Raw genomic sequence first — 15,181 nt, 5'->3', positions numbered from 1 at the left:
GATCAGCACCTGGAGCTCTTCGAGGCAGACTCCGGTCCGCGGACCCGCCCGACCGTCGTGACCGACCGACGAGAGAAGGCGATCGCATGGCCCGGAACGCAGGGGCCCGGACGACAGGGGCCCGAAGGGCGGAAGCCGCGAAGGCGGGCGCCGGGGCGGGCAGCGGGAAGCCCGGGAGCGCCCCCCGCGCGACACGTCGTCGGACCCTCCGGTTCAGGACCCTGGTCGCGCTCGTGGTGTGCGCCACCGCCGCGGGCGGCGTCGTCGCCTACCGGACCGTCGCAGGCGGGACCGGGGAGCGCGCGGTGACCGTCGACGAGGCCTCCCGGCTGGCCCTGTCGCGCCTGAACCTCTACCAGGCCGGCCCGGTCACCGTGACGCTCACCGCCGCCGAGGGCGGGGGCGTCGACGTCCGGGTCGAGGGTGTCGTGGACTACCGCACCCGCCGGGGCGTGGGCCGCTACCGGGTCACGGGGGCGAGCGGCCCGCTCGACCACGGACTGGTCGTCTGGGACGCCGGCGGGCTCGGGCTCGCCCCCGAGCCCGCCGGTACCGACGGACCGGCCTGGCAGCAGGCCGAGCGCGTCCCCCGGCAGGGCTGGTCCCCGCGCACCTACACGGCGGACCCGCTGGACGCCGGGCTCCAACTGCTGGTCCAGCTGGGCGCCGACCGGCCGGACAACCCGCTGCTGCTCGCCCAGTCCGGGGCGCGCTGGCTCGGCACCGACCGCCTGGACGGCCGGATCCACGACCGGTTCGCCGGCCCGCGCGCCCAGGGCGCCGCGCCCGACGGCGGCCGGTCGCCCCTGACCTACTGGGTCGACGCCGACGCCACGCTGAGGCGGGTGACGATGCGGATGCCGGGCCTGGGCACCCCGACCACCGTGGAGTTCGCCGGACACGACGACGTCGCCAAGCTCCCCGAGGCGCCCTGGCTGACCGGCTGACCGGCCGGCCCCCGACCTGCCTCCCGCCCCTTCGCCCGCCCGTCAGCGCGCGGGCTGCGCCGGGAGCACGCCGGCATCCGTCGGAAGCGGGTACGCCCCCGGGTCCACCGCGCCCGGCAGACCGGTCGCCGGGCGGCCCGGCGCCGTCGGGTCGGGCAGCGACGGCTGCGCGGGCGGCGCGGGCACCCGGCTGAACGGGACGCCGGGCGGCGCCAGGACCGTCGCCGTCCGGCCCGCCGGCAGTGGCCCGTGCACCGGGCTTCCGCAGCCCGCCGCGGCCTCCAGACCCTCCGGGCTCTGCGTGGCGGGCCGGTTGCCGCTGAAGCAGTTGCCGGGGTCCGCCGAGGCGAGCACCAGGTCGGCGCCGTTGCCGTCCACCTGGTTGCCCTCGACCCGGTTGCCGGTCGCCGGGTGGCCCGGCGGATCGGTGACGATCACCCCGGCCGCGCGGTTGCCCCGGACGAGGTTGCGCTCCACCCGGTTCGCGGTGCCGCCGCCGATCCCGATGCCGATCCCGAAGCCGCCGTCGGCCTGCTCGGGCGTGTCGGCGGCGTTGTTGTCGACGACCACGTTGCCCGCGATCACCGCGCCGTGCTGCGGGGCCAGCGCCTCCAGGTCGTTGGAGTTGACCGTGACGCCCACCCGGTTGCCGGCCACGCGGTTGCCCACGATCGACAGGCCGTCGGAGGCGTTGGTCAGCTCGACCCCCACCGCGTTGCGCTCCACGGTGTTGCCGCGCACGACGGTGTCGCAGGGCTTGCACTGGCCGACGTAGATGCCGGAGTCGGCGTGCCCGGAGGCGTAGGAGTCCTCGATCACGCCGGAGCGCGCGTCGAAGGCGTAGATGCCGTACAGGCCGTTGTTGTACGACGTCACCCTGGTCGCACGGAAGCCCTCCACGGGCGGGAAGCGGGCGGTGTCCAGCGGGTCGTACGCCGAGCCGCCCGCGCCGCGCTGCTGCAGCTTCTCGTCCGTGACGCCGGTGAACAGGACGCCGTTGGCCAGGTATCCGTGGACGGTGAGGTTCTCCACCACGGAGCCGGGCCCGGTGACGGTGATGCCGTTGGCCAGCTTGAGCCCGCCGTCCAGCACCACGGCGGAGCGGTCCGTCCCGCGCACCACGACGTTCCGCTTGGGGACGCGCACGCTCTCGCGGTAGGTCCCCGGGCCGATCAGCACCGTGTCGCCCTCGCGCGCAACGTCCACGGCCTTCTGGACGGTGGGAAAGTCCTCCGGCACGCGGACCACGGTCCCGGCCGGGTGTGCTGCGTCGTCCGAGGCCGGACCCGCGGAGGAGCACCCCGCGGACAGGGCGGCCGCGAGGACGAGGGTGGTCGCCGCCGCTCCGGCCCGGAGAGCTGACAGACGATCAGGAAACGTGATTTGCATGGCACGTGTTCTATCGTCTCCAATAGGGCGCATGCCCACCGAACCGGGAAACGCGTCGCCGTCGAACCCGATCGCCGCGCCCGGCCTCGGGCGGCGGCGGGCGCTGCTGGCGGCCGGTGCGGTGCTCGCCGCCGGCGTCGGAGCCGCGGCGGGCGAACTGACGGACGGCGACCGGACATCGGGCCGCGCCACCGGAGCCGACGGCCCGCCGCCCGGGGCGCCGACCCCCTTCCACGGCGCCCGGCAGTCCGGTGTGACGTCCCCTCAGCTCGCGGCGACGAAACTGATCGCCTTCGACCTCCCGCCGAGCTCCACCGCCGCGGACCGGGAGGCCCTGCGCACCCTCCTCGCCGCCTGGACCCGCACCCTGGCCTCGGCGACGGCCGGAACCGGCCCGTCACCCGACCCGCGGCTACGGGCCGGCGGCACCACCCGGCTCACCTCGCTGGTCGGCCTCGGCCCCGCCCTCGCCGCCCGGCTCGGCCTCGCCGTCCCCGCCGGGCTGGCCGAGCTGCCGGCGTTCCCCGGCGACCGCCTCGACCCGGCGCGCAGCGGCGGCGACCTGCTGCTCCAGCTCGGCGCCGCCGACCACTGGACGCTCGCCGTCGTCGGCGAACTCACCGCCACCGCCGCCCGGGCCGCCGGGGCCACGCCCCGCTGGTCGCAGTCCGGCTTCCTGCCGGGCACGGAGCCCGGCGCCACGCCCCGCAACCTGTTCGGCTTCAAGGACGGCAGCGCCAACCCGGACGAGGACGCGGCCCGACAGTGGGTCTGGGGCCCACCGGGGCCGCACGAGAACGCCACCGTCCTGGTCTACCGACGGATCCGGATGGACACCGCCGCCTTCGCCGCCCTCCCCGAGGAGCATCAGAACCTCGCGATGGGCCGCCGCGCCGGTGACGGCGCCCCGCTGACCGGCACGGCCGAACACGACGAGCCCGACCTCTACGCCAAGCACCCGAACGGTGCCTACGTCATCCCCGCCACCGCCCACGTCCGCCTCACCGGCCCCCGGCTGGACGGCGGGGCCCGCATGCTCCGCCGGGGCTACAGCTACGACGACGCCCCCGGCGACCGCGGCCTGCTCTTCTGCGCCTTCATGCGCGACCCCGGCCAGTTCACCCGCGTCCAGGAGCGCCTCGCCACCCGTGACGCCCTCAATCCGTTCCTCGAACACACGGCGTCCGCCGTCGCCCACGTGCTCCCCGGCGCCCCGGAGGGCACCGCCCTGGGCGACCACCTGTGGTCCTGACGCTCCCGGGCCCGCACGCCCCGGAGCCGGCTGCGCCCCGCGCGCGGTAGCGGGGGTCGGGGCGGGATCGCTGCGCCCCACCCGGGGCGCGAAGGACCCCCCGCCCGCCCGTCCGGGCCGGTCGGCGTCCGCGTCGGCGTCGGCGTCGGCGCTAGATGCTGAGCAGGCCGACGACGTGGCCGTCGTGGTCCACCACCGGCCAGCTGGTCAGGTCGCGGGAGCGCATGGCGGCAGCAGCCGTGGTGGCCGACATGTCGGCGGTGGCGAACGGGCCGCGGTCCAGGACGATGTTGCGCACCGGGGTGCGCTCGGTGTACCAGGAGCGGGCCTGGAAGGGCGCCAGGTGCAGGTGGGTCAGCAGCCCGGCGCAGCGACCGTCCTCGTCGCGGACCAGGAGGTGGTCCGCGCCGGAGCTCCGCAGGATGTCCATCGCCGTGTCGACCATGACGTCGTCGCTGATCTGCAGCTCCGGGTGTCGCATGAGGTCGCCGACCGTGGTGGTCGTGGGGTGTTCGAGGGTCGTGGTCATGGGCGGGCTCCTTCTCGTGTCGTTCGCCGAGGCAGCCGGTTGATCAGCGCACGCGGAAGCCGCGAGGCATCGGGCCGGGCGTGTGACGGGCGGGGCGTGGACGGTGGAACCGTGCGGCACGTCGCCTGCGGTCGGTGCTCACCGCAGGGGGCGGGAGCGAAGAACCGCGAACCGTGAACTGTCACGGGAGGAGGCCGGTCCGGACGCGGCGCCGTACGTCTCGCGTGGGGACGGCCGCCGGTGGCGGGACCGAGGGCCCGAACGGCCCGGGATGCGTCGTGACGCAATGCCGAAGGGCCCGCACCGGGCATCAAGTACTCGGTGCGGGCCCCTCGCTGCTGGGCGGGTGCCGTGGCAGAAGAACTACAGCGGGCGAATGTTCTCGGCCTGCGGGCCCTTCTGGCCCTGCGTGACGTCGAACTCGACCTTCTGGCCCTCAAGCAGCTCACGGAAGCCGTTGGCGTTGATGTTCGAGTAGTGGGCGAAGACGTCCGGGCCGCCACCCTCCTGCTCGATGAAGCCGAAGCCCTTTTCCGCGTTGAACCACTTCACGGTGCCATTAGCCATAAAAAAAATCTCCTTCAAGGGCAGTCCGAAACACGTACAGCACGTGCTTCGAGTCGCCGCGATGAGCACCCACCCGGAAATATCCGGGAAACAAAAATGCGCCTGCGATACATCAGCAGGCGCACACAAAGTTCATGGGAACCACTACTGCAACTAAAACGACTCTAGCAGGCCCCGGCCCGCTGCGGGCGGATATTTCGCCCCGGGTTTTTCGACACCTCGCCCCGGGGTCGCCGGCACCGGGGCGCCGGGACGGCCAACGCACTCCGGGGGTAGGCCTGTTGGTGCGGTCAGCCGCACCGTCCGAGCCCGCGGCCCTCCGGGGCGGGCGCGACTCGCCCGGGTGCGGCGCGCCCGGCGTCGCCGCGACAGCCCCCCAGGGCGCGCCCCGGGCCCGCCCGGGCCCGTCCGGCCCACCCCGGCCGGCGCCCCGCCCCGTTCCGGGGAGTTCCGTCGGCACACGCGGCGTTACAGCCCGCGCAACCCGAATGCTTCGGGAAAGTCCCACCCCCGCGATATCCGGCGCATACTGGAAGGGATGAGGAAATCTGCAGCAGTCCACCGCCACCTGCCCACCAGCCCCTTCAAGGCCCGGGTCGAAGCGCCGCGCAAACACTTCGCCGTCGGTGACCGCGTCAGCCACGACACGTTCGGCCTCGGCCGGGCCATCGGGGTCGAGGGCGACAGCGACATCGCGGTTCTCGTCGACTTCGGATCCCGACAGGAACGCATCACCCAGCCCTACACCTCGATGCACAAGCTCTGACCCGGCGCCTCACCTCGCCGTTCACCCCGTCCCTCCGGCTCCGGCCGACGCACCGGCGGTCGTCGACGCCGGGCGTCCGGCCGATCGGCCGGCGGCACGCCCACGGGTCGCGCCGTGGGAACGCCGCGCCGTGGCAGCGCCGTGGAGACCACCCCGGGCAAGGCTAGGCGGCCCCGGCACGGTGTCCTAGGCTGGGAGTCATGTCGAACCCCGACGGGCTGCTCGTCGACATCGCCGCGATGGTCGAATCCGAGCACAGCAACCAGATGTCCTTGACCGTGGTGGTCCCAGGCGCGGTCATCACCGGCAGGCTCGCGCCGGTGACCCTGTGGTGGGAGCGGGTGGCGGAGGTCCTCCAGGCGTCCGATCACCTGAAGCCGTTCGCCGCCCTCTTCGCCCAGCCCGCAGACGGCCCGCCCGCACGCCCCACCCACCTCCACCTCCACCGGGCGAAGATCCTCCAGGGCGACTTCGCGCTGCCCCACACCGGGGGCATGTACCGCATCGCCATCGAGGACGTCAACGCCTGGACGGTCGGAGACCTCAGCTACTCCGACACCTGACAGCCGCGGTCGCCCCGCCCTTCCCCTGCGATTCCCCTGCGAAGCACACACCCCTGCGGGTGATCCGGGCCCTCGGCGGCCTCGGATCACCCGCAGGGGTGGTTTCGGTCGGTGATCGGCTCCGGCGCGCAACGGCGCACCGGAGCCCCCGGAATCAGCGGGACATCAGCGGGACATCAACGGCCCTGGAGGGACTTGACGTTGTCGCCGAAGCTCCAGCCCTTGGAACCGTCCCAGTTGATCGACCACGTCATGAGCCCCTTCAGCGAACCGCTGAACGCGTTCCACGACTGGCTGACCAGGCCCGGCGCCATGTAGCCGCCGCCGGCGCCGGGTTGGGCCGGCAGGCCGGGCACCTGCTTGTCGTACGGCACCTTGATCGTGGTGCCCTGGATGACCAGGCCGTTGTTCAGGCAGGTGGTCTGCGCGGTGAAGCCCTGGACGGTGCCGGCCTGGTAGGAGTCACCGGAGCAGCCGTACATGCTGCCGTTGTAGTACTGCATGTTCAGCCACCACAGCCGACCGTTGTCGACGTACTTCTTGATGATCGGGAGGTAGGAGCCCCAGATCGACCCGTAGGTGACGCTGCCGCCGGTGACGTACGCGGTCTCGGGGGCCATCGTCAGACCGAAGCCCGCGGGCATCTGGGCGAGGACGCCGTCGATGATGCGGATCAGGTTGGACTGGGAGGCGGACAGGGTGTTGATGTTGCCGCTCCCGGACAGGCCGGTCTCGATGTCGATGTCGATCCCGTCGAAGTTGTACTTCTTGAGGATCGGGACGACGGTCGCCACGAACTTGTCGGCGACGGTGCTGGAGCTGAGGTCGATGCCGGCGGCGGCACCACCGATCGACATCAGGAGCGTGGCGCCGGCGGCCTTGGCCCGGCACATCTCGGCCGGGGTCGAGACCTTGACGCCGGCGTCCATGCCGTCCTGCCACAGGACGGTGCCGTCCGAGAGGATCACCGGGAAGGCGGCGTTGATGACGTTGTAGCCGTGCGCGGCGATCCGGCTGTCCGTGATGGGGACCCAGCCCATGCCGGGGTGCACGCCGTTCGCGGCACCGTCCCAGTTCTCCCAGTAGCCCTGCAGCACCTTGCCCGACGGCTTGGGCTTCGTCGGGCAGGTGTCACCCGGCGGCGTGGTCGGAGGCGTCGTGGGCGGTGTCGTGGGCGGCGTGGTGGGCGGCGTGGTGGGGGGTGTCGTGGGAGGGGTGGTCGGAGGCGTCGTGGGCGGCGTGGTGGGCGGCGTCGTCGGAGTGGTCGGCGACGGGCTGTTGCCGCCGGGGCCGGCGAGCGACACGTCGTCCACGTGGTACGCGGGCTGCCCGTACCAGCCGTGCAGGAAGACGGTCACCGAGGTGGTGTTCGCCCCGGTGGCGAAGGCCACGCTGAGCTGGCTGTAGGACGAGCTGCTCGGCGTCCAGGTGGAGGTGGTGCCCGTGAGGCCGGTGCCGGTGGCGCCCAGGTAGATGTAGCTGCCCTGGACGTACGCGCTCAGCGTGTACTGGGAGTTGGGCTGCACGCTGATGGTCTGGGTGCACTGGGCGTTGTCCAGGCCGGTCGGCGTCGCCTTGAGCGCGGAGGTGCCGGAGCGGACCGGGCTGCCGACGGCCGCGCCGGATCCGCCGGAACAGGTCCAGTCGGCGAGTCCGTTCTCGAATCCGGAGTTGGCCACCAGGTTGGGGGTGACGGCCCCGGCCGTGACGGTGCCGGCCACCGCGAGGCCGGCGCCGATGACGGCCGCGGCGCTCATCCCGGCGAGGGAGCGCCGCAGGACGGCCGGTCCGGGCCGGGTGCGGCCGGTCCGGTTCACGTGCGATGCGCGCTCCACGGCCGCCCGCTGCGGGCGGGGGGTTCGGGACGACTCGCTCCCGGCCCGGTCGCCTTCGAGGCGGCCGGGGTTCGCACCAGGGCGGGAATCGCCCGACAGACGCGGAGTACGGGACCTCCGACGGAACATGTTGTGCTCCCTTCCCGCCGAGCGCCATGGACATGACCGACGCGTGGGGGCGTGACGCCCGGCTCTGGGTGAGGTGGGGACATGTGGGGCTGTGCCGGACCGGATCGTAGAAGGGGTGGCGAGGCCCGTCAATAGGTCTGGACCAATCCCGGGAGGCGCGGCCCGGTCGAGCGAGGGCGGCCCGCCGAGGGTCCGCGCACGGAAGGGCCGACAAGTACACTGGAGGTGAAGGCAGTTGTACCGATCACCCGGTCCGCGGCCCGGTGGTGGCCACGCCCACCGCCGCCTCCCTCGACCGGCCGACCGCAGGCGAGTTCCGGCCGCCGGCCGTCACGGGCGTGGCCCGGTGGCCGGATTCCCCCCACCGGGGGCGGCGGGCGCCGGAGGACCGCGTGGCGGCCGGGCCCGGCGGGACCGGCAGGTGATTGACCCGTCCCGGTGAACGTCGGCCGTTCTCAACGACGTTCGGCCACCGGGCTCCTAGGTTGGGACCTGGTTTCGCACCCCCTACCGAACGGGAGACCCGCATGGCCGAACAGGCCGACCTCATCCTCCACGGCGGCGAGATCGTCACCGTCGCCGAGCACAGCGACGCGTCGCCCGAAGCGGTGGCCGTCAAGGACGGCACGATCGTCTTCGTCGGCACCCGGAAGGAGGCGGAACACTGGAGCGGCCCGCGGACCGTCGTACGGGACCTCGAAGGCCGCGCCCTCCTGCCCGGGTTCATCGATGCCCACGGACACCTCGGCGGCATCGGCCTGCAGACCGTCATCGCCAACCTGCTGGCCGCGCCGGACGGCGACGTCACCGACATCGGCTCGCTGAAGGACAAGCTGCGCGCCTGGGCCGACGGCCCGACGGGGACTGACTCCGCGTGGATCATCGGGTTCGGGTACGACGACGCGATGCTCGACGAGGGCCGGCACCCCACCCGCGACGACCTCGACGAAGTGTCCACGGAGCGCCCGGTGCTGGCCATCCACCAGTCGTTCCACCTCGGCGCGGTGAACAGTCTCGGCCTGCGGCTGCTCGGCTTCTCCGCCGCCACGCGCGACCCCGAGGGCGGGGTGATCCGGCGGCGGGAACTCGCCGTCCCGCCCTCGTACGGCGAGCCCGACGGCGTCCTGGAGGAGAAGGCGTTCACCCCGGCCTCGGAATCGGCACTCGCGGGGCTGCCGGAACGCGAACTGCGGGCGCTGTTCGTCACGGGCGCGGCCACCGCGGCGGCCTTCGGCTTCACCACGGTGCAGGAGGGCGGCACCAACCTCGCCAACCTCAAGGCCCTGCGGGACACGGCAGCCGCCGTGCTGCTCCCGGTCGACGTGGTCGCGTACGTGAAGGCCGAGGATGCCCTCGCCTCCGCGCTGGACGACCCGATCGGCGTGAGCGACACGTACGTCGACCGCGTCCGGGCGGCCGGGGTGAAGCTGGTCCTCGACGGCTCGCCGCAGGGGCGCACCGCGTGGCTGACCAAGCCGTACCTGACGCCGCCGGCCGGGCAGCCGGACGGCTACAGCGGGTACCCGACGGTGCCGGACGACGCGGTGGTCGCCAAGCAGGTCGGCACGGCGGTCGAGCGGGGCTGGCAGGTCCTGGCGCACGTCAACGGCGACGCGGCGATCGACCAGTTCCTCCGGGCGGTCGAGGCCGCCGGGCCGGGGCGGCGGCCGACCGTGGCGATCCACGCGCAGACGGCCCGCGAGGAGCAGGTCGAGGCGTTCGCCCGGCTGGAGATCGTGCCCTCCTTCTTCTCGATGCACACCTACTACTGGGGCGACTGGTACCGCTCGGTGGTCCTCGGCGAGGAGCGGGCGGAGGCCATCTCCCCCGCCCGCTGGGCGCTCGACCGGGGCCTGCGCTACACCTCGCACCACGACGCGCCGGTCGCCCTGCCGAACTCGATCGCCGTGCTGTCCAGCCAGGTGACCCGGCGCACCCGCACCGGCGCCGTCCTCGGGCCCCAGCACCGGGTGTCGCCCCTGGACGCCGTCCGCGCGATCACGATCAACGCCGCCCACCAGTACGGCGAACAGGACCGCAAGGGCAGCATCGAGGTCGGCAAGCTCGCCGACCTGGTCGTCCTCAGCGCCAACCCGCTGACCGTCGATCCGGAGGAGATCCGCGACATCGAGGTCGTCGAGACCATCAAGGCCGGCGCCACCGTCCACCCGCCCGCACCGACCGGCCGGGCCTCCGAGCCCCCGGCGGCCGACCCGGCGACCGCGCCCACCCCGCACTGGGGCTGCTCCTGCTGAACCGGCGGCCCCGGCTCGCCCCCACCACGACCGGCGGCCACGGCCGCCGGTCGTTCCCGGCCCGGGCCGGGCGCACGGGCCGTCGGCGGCAATCCTGACGTCACCGGTATCGAGGCCGGTCCGCAGAACCCGGCGGACCGGGGTCGTGCACGAAAGGGCAGTCCGGCCGGCCCCGTCGTATGGATGCCGTCAGGAGTCGCGGGCCGGAGGATTCCGGGGTCTAGCATCCGTCTTTGTCGAGAAGAGAAATATCTCTCGGTCGAGAAGAAGGATGATGACGACGTGAAACCCCTGTCCCGCTTGAAACGCTCGCTGGCCCTCGCGGTCGCCGCATTCGCCGTGGTCTCCGGTCCGAGTGTGCGGGCCGAGGCCGCTCCGGCGGCGAACTTCCCCGTGGACAGGACCTGCGGAACCCCAGCCGTTCCGGGCGGCGGCAACTGCATGTCCTCGCTGATCAGCTCCACCTTCGACATGATCAAGCTCATGCACAACGCCGCCAACGTCAACAAGCTGGACAACGCGGAGTTCACCCAGAACACGGCGGCGAAGTTGAGCGCCAAGTTCCCGGGGTTCAACGTCATGGTGTTCAAGACCGTGGGCACCGACCTGTACGACACCGAGTGGTTCACGAACGAGCACAAGACCGACATGAAGGGGGTGCTGCTCGACACCACCTACAAACTCAACCATTTCCTGGACAAGGAGAAAAAGGAACCCTCCGGTTACGACAAATTCCGGATATGGGTCTTCCAGGGGGATTCGACCTTCCGCAACCGGGGGGACGGCGGCTACATGAACTGGGCGTTCGTCGGCAACGACGGCGACAGCGTCAAGAAGGAGCCGTGGACCTGCCGGGCGAACACCGCGCGGCCCTACAGGTGCGACGGCGACGTGCGCACCATCCACTTCCCCGCCCGGTCCGGCCACGCCACCAGGACCGGCAGCCTGACCCCCGACTCCAGCGGCCCCGGCTACCACGCCTGCCTGGACGTCAGCGGCAACGGCACCGCGAACGGCACCCCCGTCCAGATGTGGGAGTGCAACGGCGGTGACGCGCAGAGGTGGACCTACAACGGCTACAAGCTCCGGGCCGCCAACGGCAAGTGCCTGGACCTGGAGGCCAACAGGACCGCGAACGGGACCAGGCTCCAGGTCTGGGACTGCCTGGAGATCCCCGGTCAGCGCTGGCACATGTCGCCCAGCGGCAGTCTGCGGCACATGACGGACCAGGACGACCGGTCCAGGGACGTCTGCATCGACGACCTGAGCGGCCGGACCGCCAACGGCAGCACGGTGGCGGCCTGGGCCTGCGGCTCCGAGGACAACCGGACCGCGCCCAACCAGAACTGGGCCTGGGGCGGCACCCCGCCCACCACCGGCCCGACCCAGCCCGGCAACGGCGCCGAGATGTTCCTCAAGCTCGACGACGGGCTGGGCGCCGTCCCGGTCGGCGGTTCCGCCGGGGCGGCGGTCGTCGCCGGGCTCCGGGGCGGCAACGAGTCCAAGTGGAAGGTCGCCCCGGTGGGCGGCGGCCGCTACCGGATCACCAGCTCCCACGGACTGGAACTCACCGAGAGCAGCGGCTACCTGGCCGAGCTCCAGCCGTGGAGCAACTCCTCCCGGCAGAAGTGGGAACTCGTCGGAGTCGGCAACGGGAAGTACCAGATCCGGATCTCCGACGACGACTGCCTCGCCCACGACTCCGACTTCAAGCAACTCGGCGTGTGGACGTGCAAGCGGGGATGGCAGCAGGAATGGGTGCTCGAGTCCACGTCCGGCGGCGTGATCACACCGACCGACCCGACCGGCCCCACCGATCCGACGAACCCGAAGCCCCCGACCGGAGGCGGCTCCCGCGTCCCGACCGAGCGGCCGCTGTTCCTGAAGCTCTCCAACGGGCTGGGCGCGACGGCGCCCAACGAGACCGCGAGCTGGGGTGCGCCGATCCTGGGCGGGATCCTGGGGTACAAGGGGTCCACCTGGACGGTCAAGCCGCTGGGCGGGGACCGCTACCGGATCGTCAACGACCTCGGGTTCAACCTCACCGAGAACCCGGACACCTACGTCGCCGAACAGCAGGCGTGGGGCAACACCCCCAACCAGAAGTGGGAGTTCGTCAGCCTCGGCGACGGCAAGTACCGGATCCGGATCGACGACGACAACTGCCTCACCCACGACTCCGACCACAAGCAGCTCGGGGTGTGGACCTGCGAGGGCGGCTGGAAGCAGGAGTGGTCCTTCCAACTCCTCTGACCGGCGGTCCCTGACCGCACCCGCCCGCGCACGAGGCCGAGGCCGTCCGCCCCTCCCCCCGGACGGCCCGGACCTCCCTCGTCAACGAGGCGGGAGTGATCGCCGGGCACGCCACCCTGGTCGACGTGCCCGGCGCGCCGGCGATTCCGCGCGCGACGGTCTGGAAGCGCTGACGGCCGCGACCCGCGGTCACCCCGGCCCGGCAGGGGCGTGACCCGCGAGCGCGACCGCCCCGTTGCGGACTGCGGGATCAACGACCCGTCAGCAGTACTTGAAGGAACTGATCCTGTCGTTGATCCACGACGGCACGGAGGGCCAGTGCTCCCGGGGGCCGATCCTGAACTCCAGCCCTCCGTACCCGTTGTGCTCGTAGAAGCAGATACTGCTCCCCGTGTTGTTCAGTACCGACGACGCGGTGTCCTGCATCCCCGTCCACAGGGCTCCGTCCCGCTTCAGCTTCCCCATGTCCGCGACGTTCTGGTCCGACGCGATCGACCCGAACTTGGAGCCGCTGGTGGCGCCGACATAGTCGTTCTCGGACCACAGGCAGACGTGATTGCCGGGGCACGCTCCGGCGCCCTGCCCGATGCCGAGGATCGTGGTGGCGCTCGCGGACGGCGCCGCCGTCATGATCAGTCCGATGACGGCGGCGGCACACAGTCCGAGCCTGACCGAATTCTTGGGCAATTTCCTTACCGTCCGTTCAGGTCCGGGAAGCGTCAGCAGTACTTGAAGGAACTGATCCTGTCGTTGATCCACGACGGGACGGAGGGCCAGTGCTCCCCGGGGCCGATCTTGAACTCCAGGCCGGAGTACCCGTTGTTCTCGTAGAAGCAGATGCTGCTCCCCGTGTTGTTCAGCACCGACGACGTGACGTCCTGCATGCCCTTGTCCCCGGTGGAGCTCCGGGCGAGCTTTCCCATGTCACTGACGTTCTGGTTCGACGCGAAGGACCCGAACTTGTGGTCATAGACGAACTTCCCCTGAATGAAGTTGCCTTCCGACCACAGACAGACGTAGCCGCTGGGGCACGAGCCGGCCCCGTGGCCGATGTCGAAGACACTGGTGGCGCTCGCGGACGTCGCCGTGGCCACGAACAGCCCGGCCGCGGCAGCAGCACACACTCCGAGCCTCGTCATCGTGCTTTTCGAGAACATGGTCCCTCTCTTCCGGATTCGGCCCGACCGTGCCGATCCTGTGCTTCGGGTGGTTGACTCAGTGGGTTGGTGGATACCGGTTCGTTCGTCGTCCACAGGGCCGACGGGGCCGGATCAGCAGAACTTGAAGGAGCTGATCCTGTCGTTGATCCACGACGGGACGGAGGCCCACTTCTCCGAGGGACCGATCCTGAACTCCAGGCCGGAGTAACCGTTGTGCTCGTAGAAGCAGATGCTGCTCCCCGTGTTGTTCACGACCGAGGAGGCGGAATCCTGCATGCCCTTCCAGCGGAAGAGCTTGCTCTCGTAGGTGAACTTCCCCATGTCCGAGACGTTCTGGTCCGAACCCACGGCCCCGTAGTCGTACCCGCTCGCCGGATTCCCCCTGACGAAGTTGTTCTCGCTCCACAGGCACACCCAGTTGGCGGGGCATTTGCCGGATCCGGTCTGAATGTCGGTGAGGACGTAGGCGTTCGCACTCGTCGTCGTGGCGGTGACCGCCCCGACCAGCGCGGCAGCGCCCACCGCCACCCGCATCACCGTTCGCCTCAGGTTCCTCATGATCTCCTCCGCCTTCTCCGTCGGCCCTGACCGGCGCGTCCGCGCCGGCTGCCAGGGGTGTCGCTCCGGCGTGTCCGCCCCCGGAGCAACTCCACTGTGCCGTCGGGGCCGCACGGGCGGCATCAGTCATTTGACTGCTCTCGAACGACTGCTCTCGAAGCCGAGGCCGACACCGACGCCACACACGGCGGTTCCACGTGCACGGCCCCGCCTCCCGGTCGGGAGGCGGGGCCGTGAACACCGTGCGGGCAACGGCTATCCGAAGCCGCGGGCGTCCTGCTTCAGCGCCGTGTCCACGGTCAGCGCGGTCGCCACGACGAGGCTGAGCAGCGGGTCGGCGAGCGGGCGGTGGATCTGGAGCACGTAGTTGTCGGCCGTGGTGAACATCGTCTTCGCCAGGCCCTCCCAGGTCTTGGTGATCCGGGCGATCTCGGTGTCCGTCCCGTCGACGATGGAGAAGTTCCAGGCCCGCCAGTTCTCCGCCTTGACGGCGCCGACCTTCTGCCCGCCGACCTCCAGCGCGAAATTGATCTTCCCGATGGCGTTCTGCTGAACGATCTGGCCGACCTCCTGGCCGTCCGGACGCTGCACGACCACCCGCGACTTGATGAACTTCGCAGGGCGGGTGAGCAGCAGCACCGGAGTGCCCTGCGCGTCGCGGATCTCCAGTTTGTGGGTCAGGTACTGGTCGAGGGAGGTGAGCAGCCGTATCGCCTTGCGCAGTCCGCTCTGGCCGACCTGGACCACCGAGCCCAGGGTGGCGCCCTGCTGGTCGAAGACCGAGTACTCGTTGGTCAGCTCGATCAGCTTGGCCTTCTGGTTCACCACCAGGACCGGCTCGGAGAAGAGGGTGCCGCCACCACCGTGGACCGGTCCGACGCCCGCCTGCTGCTGCACCTGGCGCTGGACCTTGGCGAAATCGCCGACCGGAGCGGCCGGCTGCCCGGGGATACCGGGCGTGTTCGTGTTCTGGGACAT

Annotated in this window: 14 protein-coding genes; 6 read left to right on the top strand and 8 right to left on the bottom strand. The window is 71.6% G+C overall.

The window, feature by feature from the left end:
* The first annotated feature begins 236 nt into the window (after positions 1–236).
* Positions 237–947, top strand: coding sequence for a hypothetical protein (locus ACFWIC_RS27105; protein ID WP_355404780.1), 711 nt, complete (start codon positions 237–239; stop codon positions 945–947).
* A gap of 42 nt (positions 948–989) precedes the next feature.
* On the opposite strand, the gene ACFWIC_RS27100 is transcribed toward ACFWIC_RS27105, so the two are convergent.
* Positions 990–2,336: a right-handed parallel beta-helix repeat-containing protein gene (locus tag ACFWIC_RS27100; protein WP_380520210.1), complete on the bottom strand. Its 1,347-nt coding sequence runs from the start codon at positions 2,334–2,336 to the stop codon at positions 990–992.
* 31 nt (positions 2,337–2,367) lie between these two features.
* Here ACFWIC_RS27100 and ACFWIC_RS27095 point away from each other — a divergent pair, with 31 nt between their 5' ends.
* Positions 2,368–3,588 carry a Dyp-type peroxidase gene (locus ACFWIC_RS27095; protein WP_380520209.1) on the top strand — a complete coding sequence of 407 codons (1,221 nt, stop codon included), beginning with the start codon at positions 2,368–2,370 and terminating at the stop codon, positions 3,586–3,588.
* Positions 3,589–3,739: 151 nt separating this feature from the next.
* On the opposite strand, the gene ACFWIC_RS27090 is transcribed toward ACFWIC_RS27095, so the two are convergent.
* A complete protein-coding gene (locus ACFWIC_RS27090; RefSeq protein ID WP_329952317.1) occupies positions 3,740–4,117 on the bottom strand; it encodes a CBS domain-containing protein in 378 nt (125 codons plus the stop codon).
* Positions 4,118–4,480: 363 nt separating this feature from the next.
* Positions 4,481–4,684 carry a cold-shock protein gene (locus ACFWIC_RS27085; RefSeq protein WP_030918248.1) on the bottom strand — a complete coding sequence of 68 codons (204 nt, stop codon included), beginning with the start codon at positions 4,682–4,684 and terminating at the stop codon, positions 4,481–4,483.
* Positions 4,685–5,222: 538 nt separating this feature from the next.
* On the opposite strand from ACFWIC_RS27085, the gene ACFWIC_RS27080 reads away from it, so the two are divergent.
* Both ACFWIC_RS27080 and ACFWIC_RS27075 read left to right on the top strand, forming a co-directional pair.
* Entirely contained in the window at positions 5,223–5,450 is a 228-nt protein-coding gene (locus tag ACFWIC_RS27080) for a hypothetical protein (protein ID WP_329952670.1), read from the top strand.
* A gap of 200 nt (positions 5,451–5,650) precedes the next feature.
* Positions 5,651–6,013, top strand: coding sequence for a hypothetical protein (locus ACFWIC_RS27075; protein ID WP_329881505.1), 363 nt, complete (start codon positions 5,651–5,653; stop codon positions 6,011–6,013).
* Positions 6,014–6,189: 176 nt separating this feature from the next.
* On the opposite strand, the gene ACFWIC_RS27070 is transcribed toward ACFWIC_RS27075, so the two are convergent.
* On the bottom strand, positions 6,190–7,770 hold the full coding sequence (locus ACFWIC_RS27070) for a carbohydrate binding domain-containing protein (protein ID WP_380520223.1): 1,581 nt from the start codon (positions 7,768–7,770) through the stop codon (positions 6,190–6,192).
* 734 nt (positions 7,771–8,504) lie between these two features.
* Between ACFWIC_RS27070 and ACFWIC_RS27065 the strand changes: the two genes are divergently transcribed.
* Together ACFWIC_RS27065 and ACFWIC_RS27060 are read left to right on the top strand one after the other, a co-directional pair.
* Positions 8,505–10,232 (top strand): amidohydrolase family protein, encoded by a 1,728-nt coding sequence (locus ACFWIC_RS27065; protein ID WP_329881506.1) that lies wholly within the window; start codon positions 8,505–8,507, stop codon positions 10,230–10,232.
* A 282-nt stretch (positions 10,233–10,514) separates the two neighbouring features.
* Positions 10,515–12,485, top strand: a complete 1,971-nt coding sequence (locus ACFWIC_RS27060; RefSeq protein ID WP_380520208.1) for a ricin-type beta-trefoil lectin domain protein — start codon at positions 10,515–10,517, stop codon at positions 12,483–12,485.
* A gap of 261 nt (positions 12,486–12,746) precedes the next feature.
* Here ACFWIC_RS27060 and ACFWIC_RS27055 read toward each other — a convergent pair whose 3' ends face one another.
* The 4 genes from ACFWIC_RS27055 to ACFWIC_RS27040 form a co-directional block, all read right to left on the bottom strand.
* A complete protein-coding gene (locus ACFWIC_RS27055; RefSeq protein WP_329875284.1) occupies positions 12,747–13,172 on the bottom strand; it encodes a peptidase inhibitor family I36 protein in 426 nt (141 codons plus the stop codon).
* A 32-nt stretch (positions 13,173–13,204) separates the two neighbouring features.
* Positions 13,205–13,642, bottom strand: a complete 438-nt coding sequence (locus tag ACFWIC_RS27050; RefSeq protein ID WP_329952672.1) for a peptidase inhibitor family I36 protein — start codon at positions 13,640–13,642, stop codon at positions 13,205–13,207.
* Between the two features lie 114 nt (positions 13,643–13,756).
* Positions 13,757–14,203 (bottom strand): peptidase inhibitor family I36 protein, encoded by a 447-nt coding sequence (locus ACFWIC_RS27045; protein ID WP_329875280.1) that lies wholly within the window; start codon positions 14,201–14,203, stop codon positions 13,757–13,759.
* A gap of 255 nt (positions 14,204–14,458) precedes the next feature.
* Entirely contained in the window at positions 14,459–15,181 is a 723-nt protein-coding gene (locus tag ACFWIC_RS27040; RefSeq protein WP_329952673.1) for a phospholipid scramblase-related protein, read from the bottom strand.

It is taken from the genome of Kitasatospora sp. NPDC127035, assembly GCF_042726075.1.
Taxonomy (GTDB): domain Bacteria; phylum Actinomycetota; class Actinomycetes; order Streptomycetales; family Streptomycetaceae; genus Kitasatospora.
Note: the sequence above shows the minus strand (reverse complement) of the source record. Positions and strands in the feature narration are given on the sequence as shown.

What these genes read in the sequence shown, in the direction of transcription:
- ACFWIC_RS27075 (WP_329881505.1), top strand. Translation starts at nt 5,651, where the DNA reads ATGTCGAACCCCGACGGGCTGCTCGTCGACATCGCCGCGATGGTCGAA.
- ACFWIC_RS27100 (WP_380520210.1), bottom strand. Translation starts at nt 2,336, where the DNA reads ATGCAAATCACGTTTCCTGATCGTCTGTCAGCTCTCCGGGCCGGAGCG.
- ACFWIC_RS27090 (WP_329952317.1), bottom strand. Translation starts at nt 4,117, where the DNA reads ATGACCACGACCCTCGAACACCCCACGACCACCACGGTCGGCGACCTC.
- ACFWIC_RS27045 (WP_329875280.1), bottom strand. Translation starts at nt 14,203, where the DNA reads ATGAGGAACCTGAGGCGAACGGTGATGCGGGTGGCGGTGGGCGCTGCC.
- ACFWIC_RS27095 (WP_380520209.1), top strand. Translation starts at nt 2,368, where the DNA reads ATGCCCACCGAACCGGGAAACGCGTCGCCGTCGAACCCGATCGCCGCG.
- ACFWIC_RS27040 (WP_329952673.1), bottom strand. Translation starts at nt 15,181, where the DNA reads ATGTCCCAGAACACGAACACGCCCGGTATCCCCGGGCAGCCGGCCGCT.
- ACFWIC_RS27070 (WP_380520223.1), bottom strand. Translation starts at nt 7,770, where the DNA reads ATGAGCGCCGCGGCCGTCATCGGCGCCGGCCTCGCGGTGGCCGGCACC.
- ACFWIC_RS27080 (WP_329952670.1), top strand. Translation starts at nt 5,223, where the DNA reads ATGAGGAAATCTGCAGCAGTCCACCGCCACCTGCCCACCAGCCCCTTC.
- ACFWIC_RS27050 (WP_329952672.1), bottom strand. Translation starts at nt 13,642, where the DNA reads ATGTTCTCGAAAAGCACGATGACGAGGCTCGGAGTGTGTGCTGCTGCC.
- ACFWIC_RS27065 (WP_329881506.1), top strand. Translation starts at nt 8,505, where the DNA reads ATGGCCGAACAGGCCGACCTCATCCTCCACGGCGGCGAGATCGTCACC.
- ACFWIC_RS27085 (WP_030918248.1), bottom strand. Translation starts at nt 4,684, where the DNA reads ATGGCTAATGGCACCGTGAAGTGGTTCAACGCGGAAAAGGGCTTCGGC.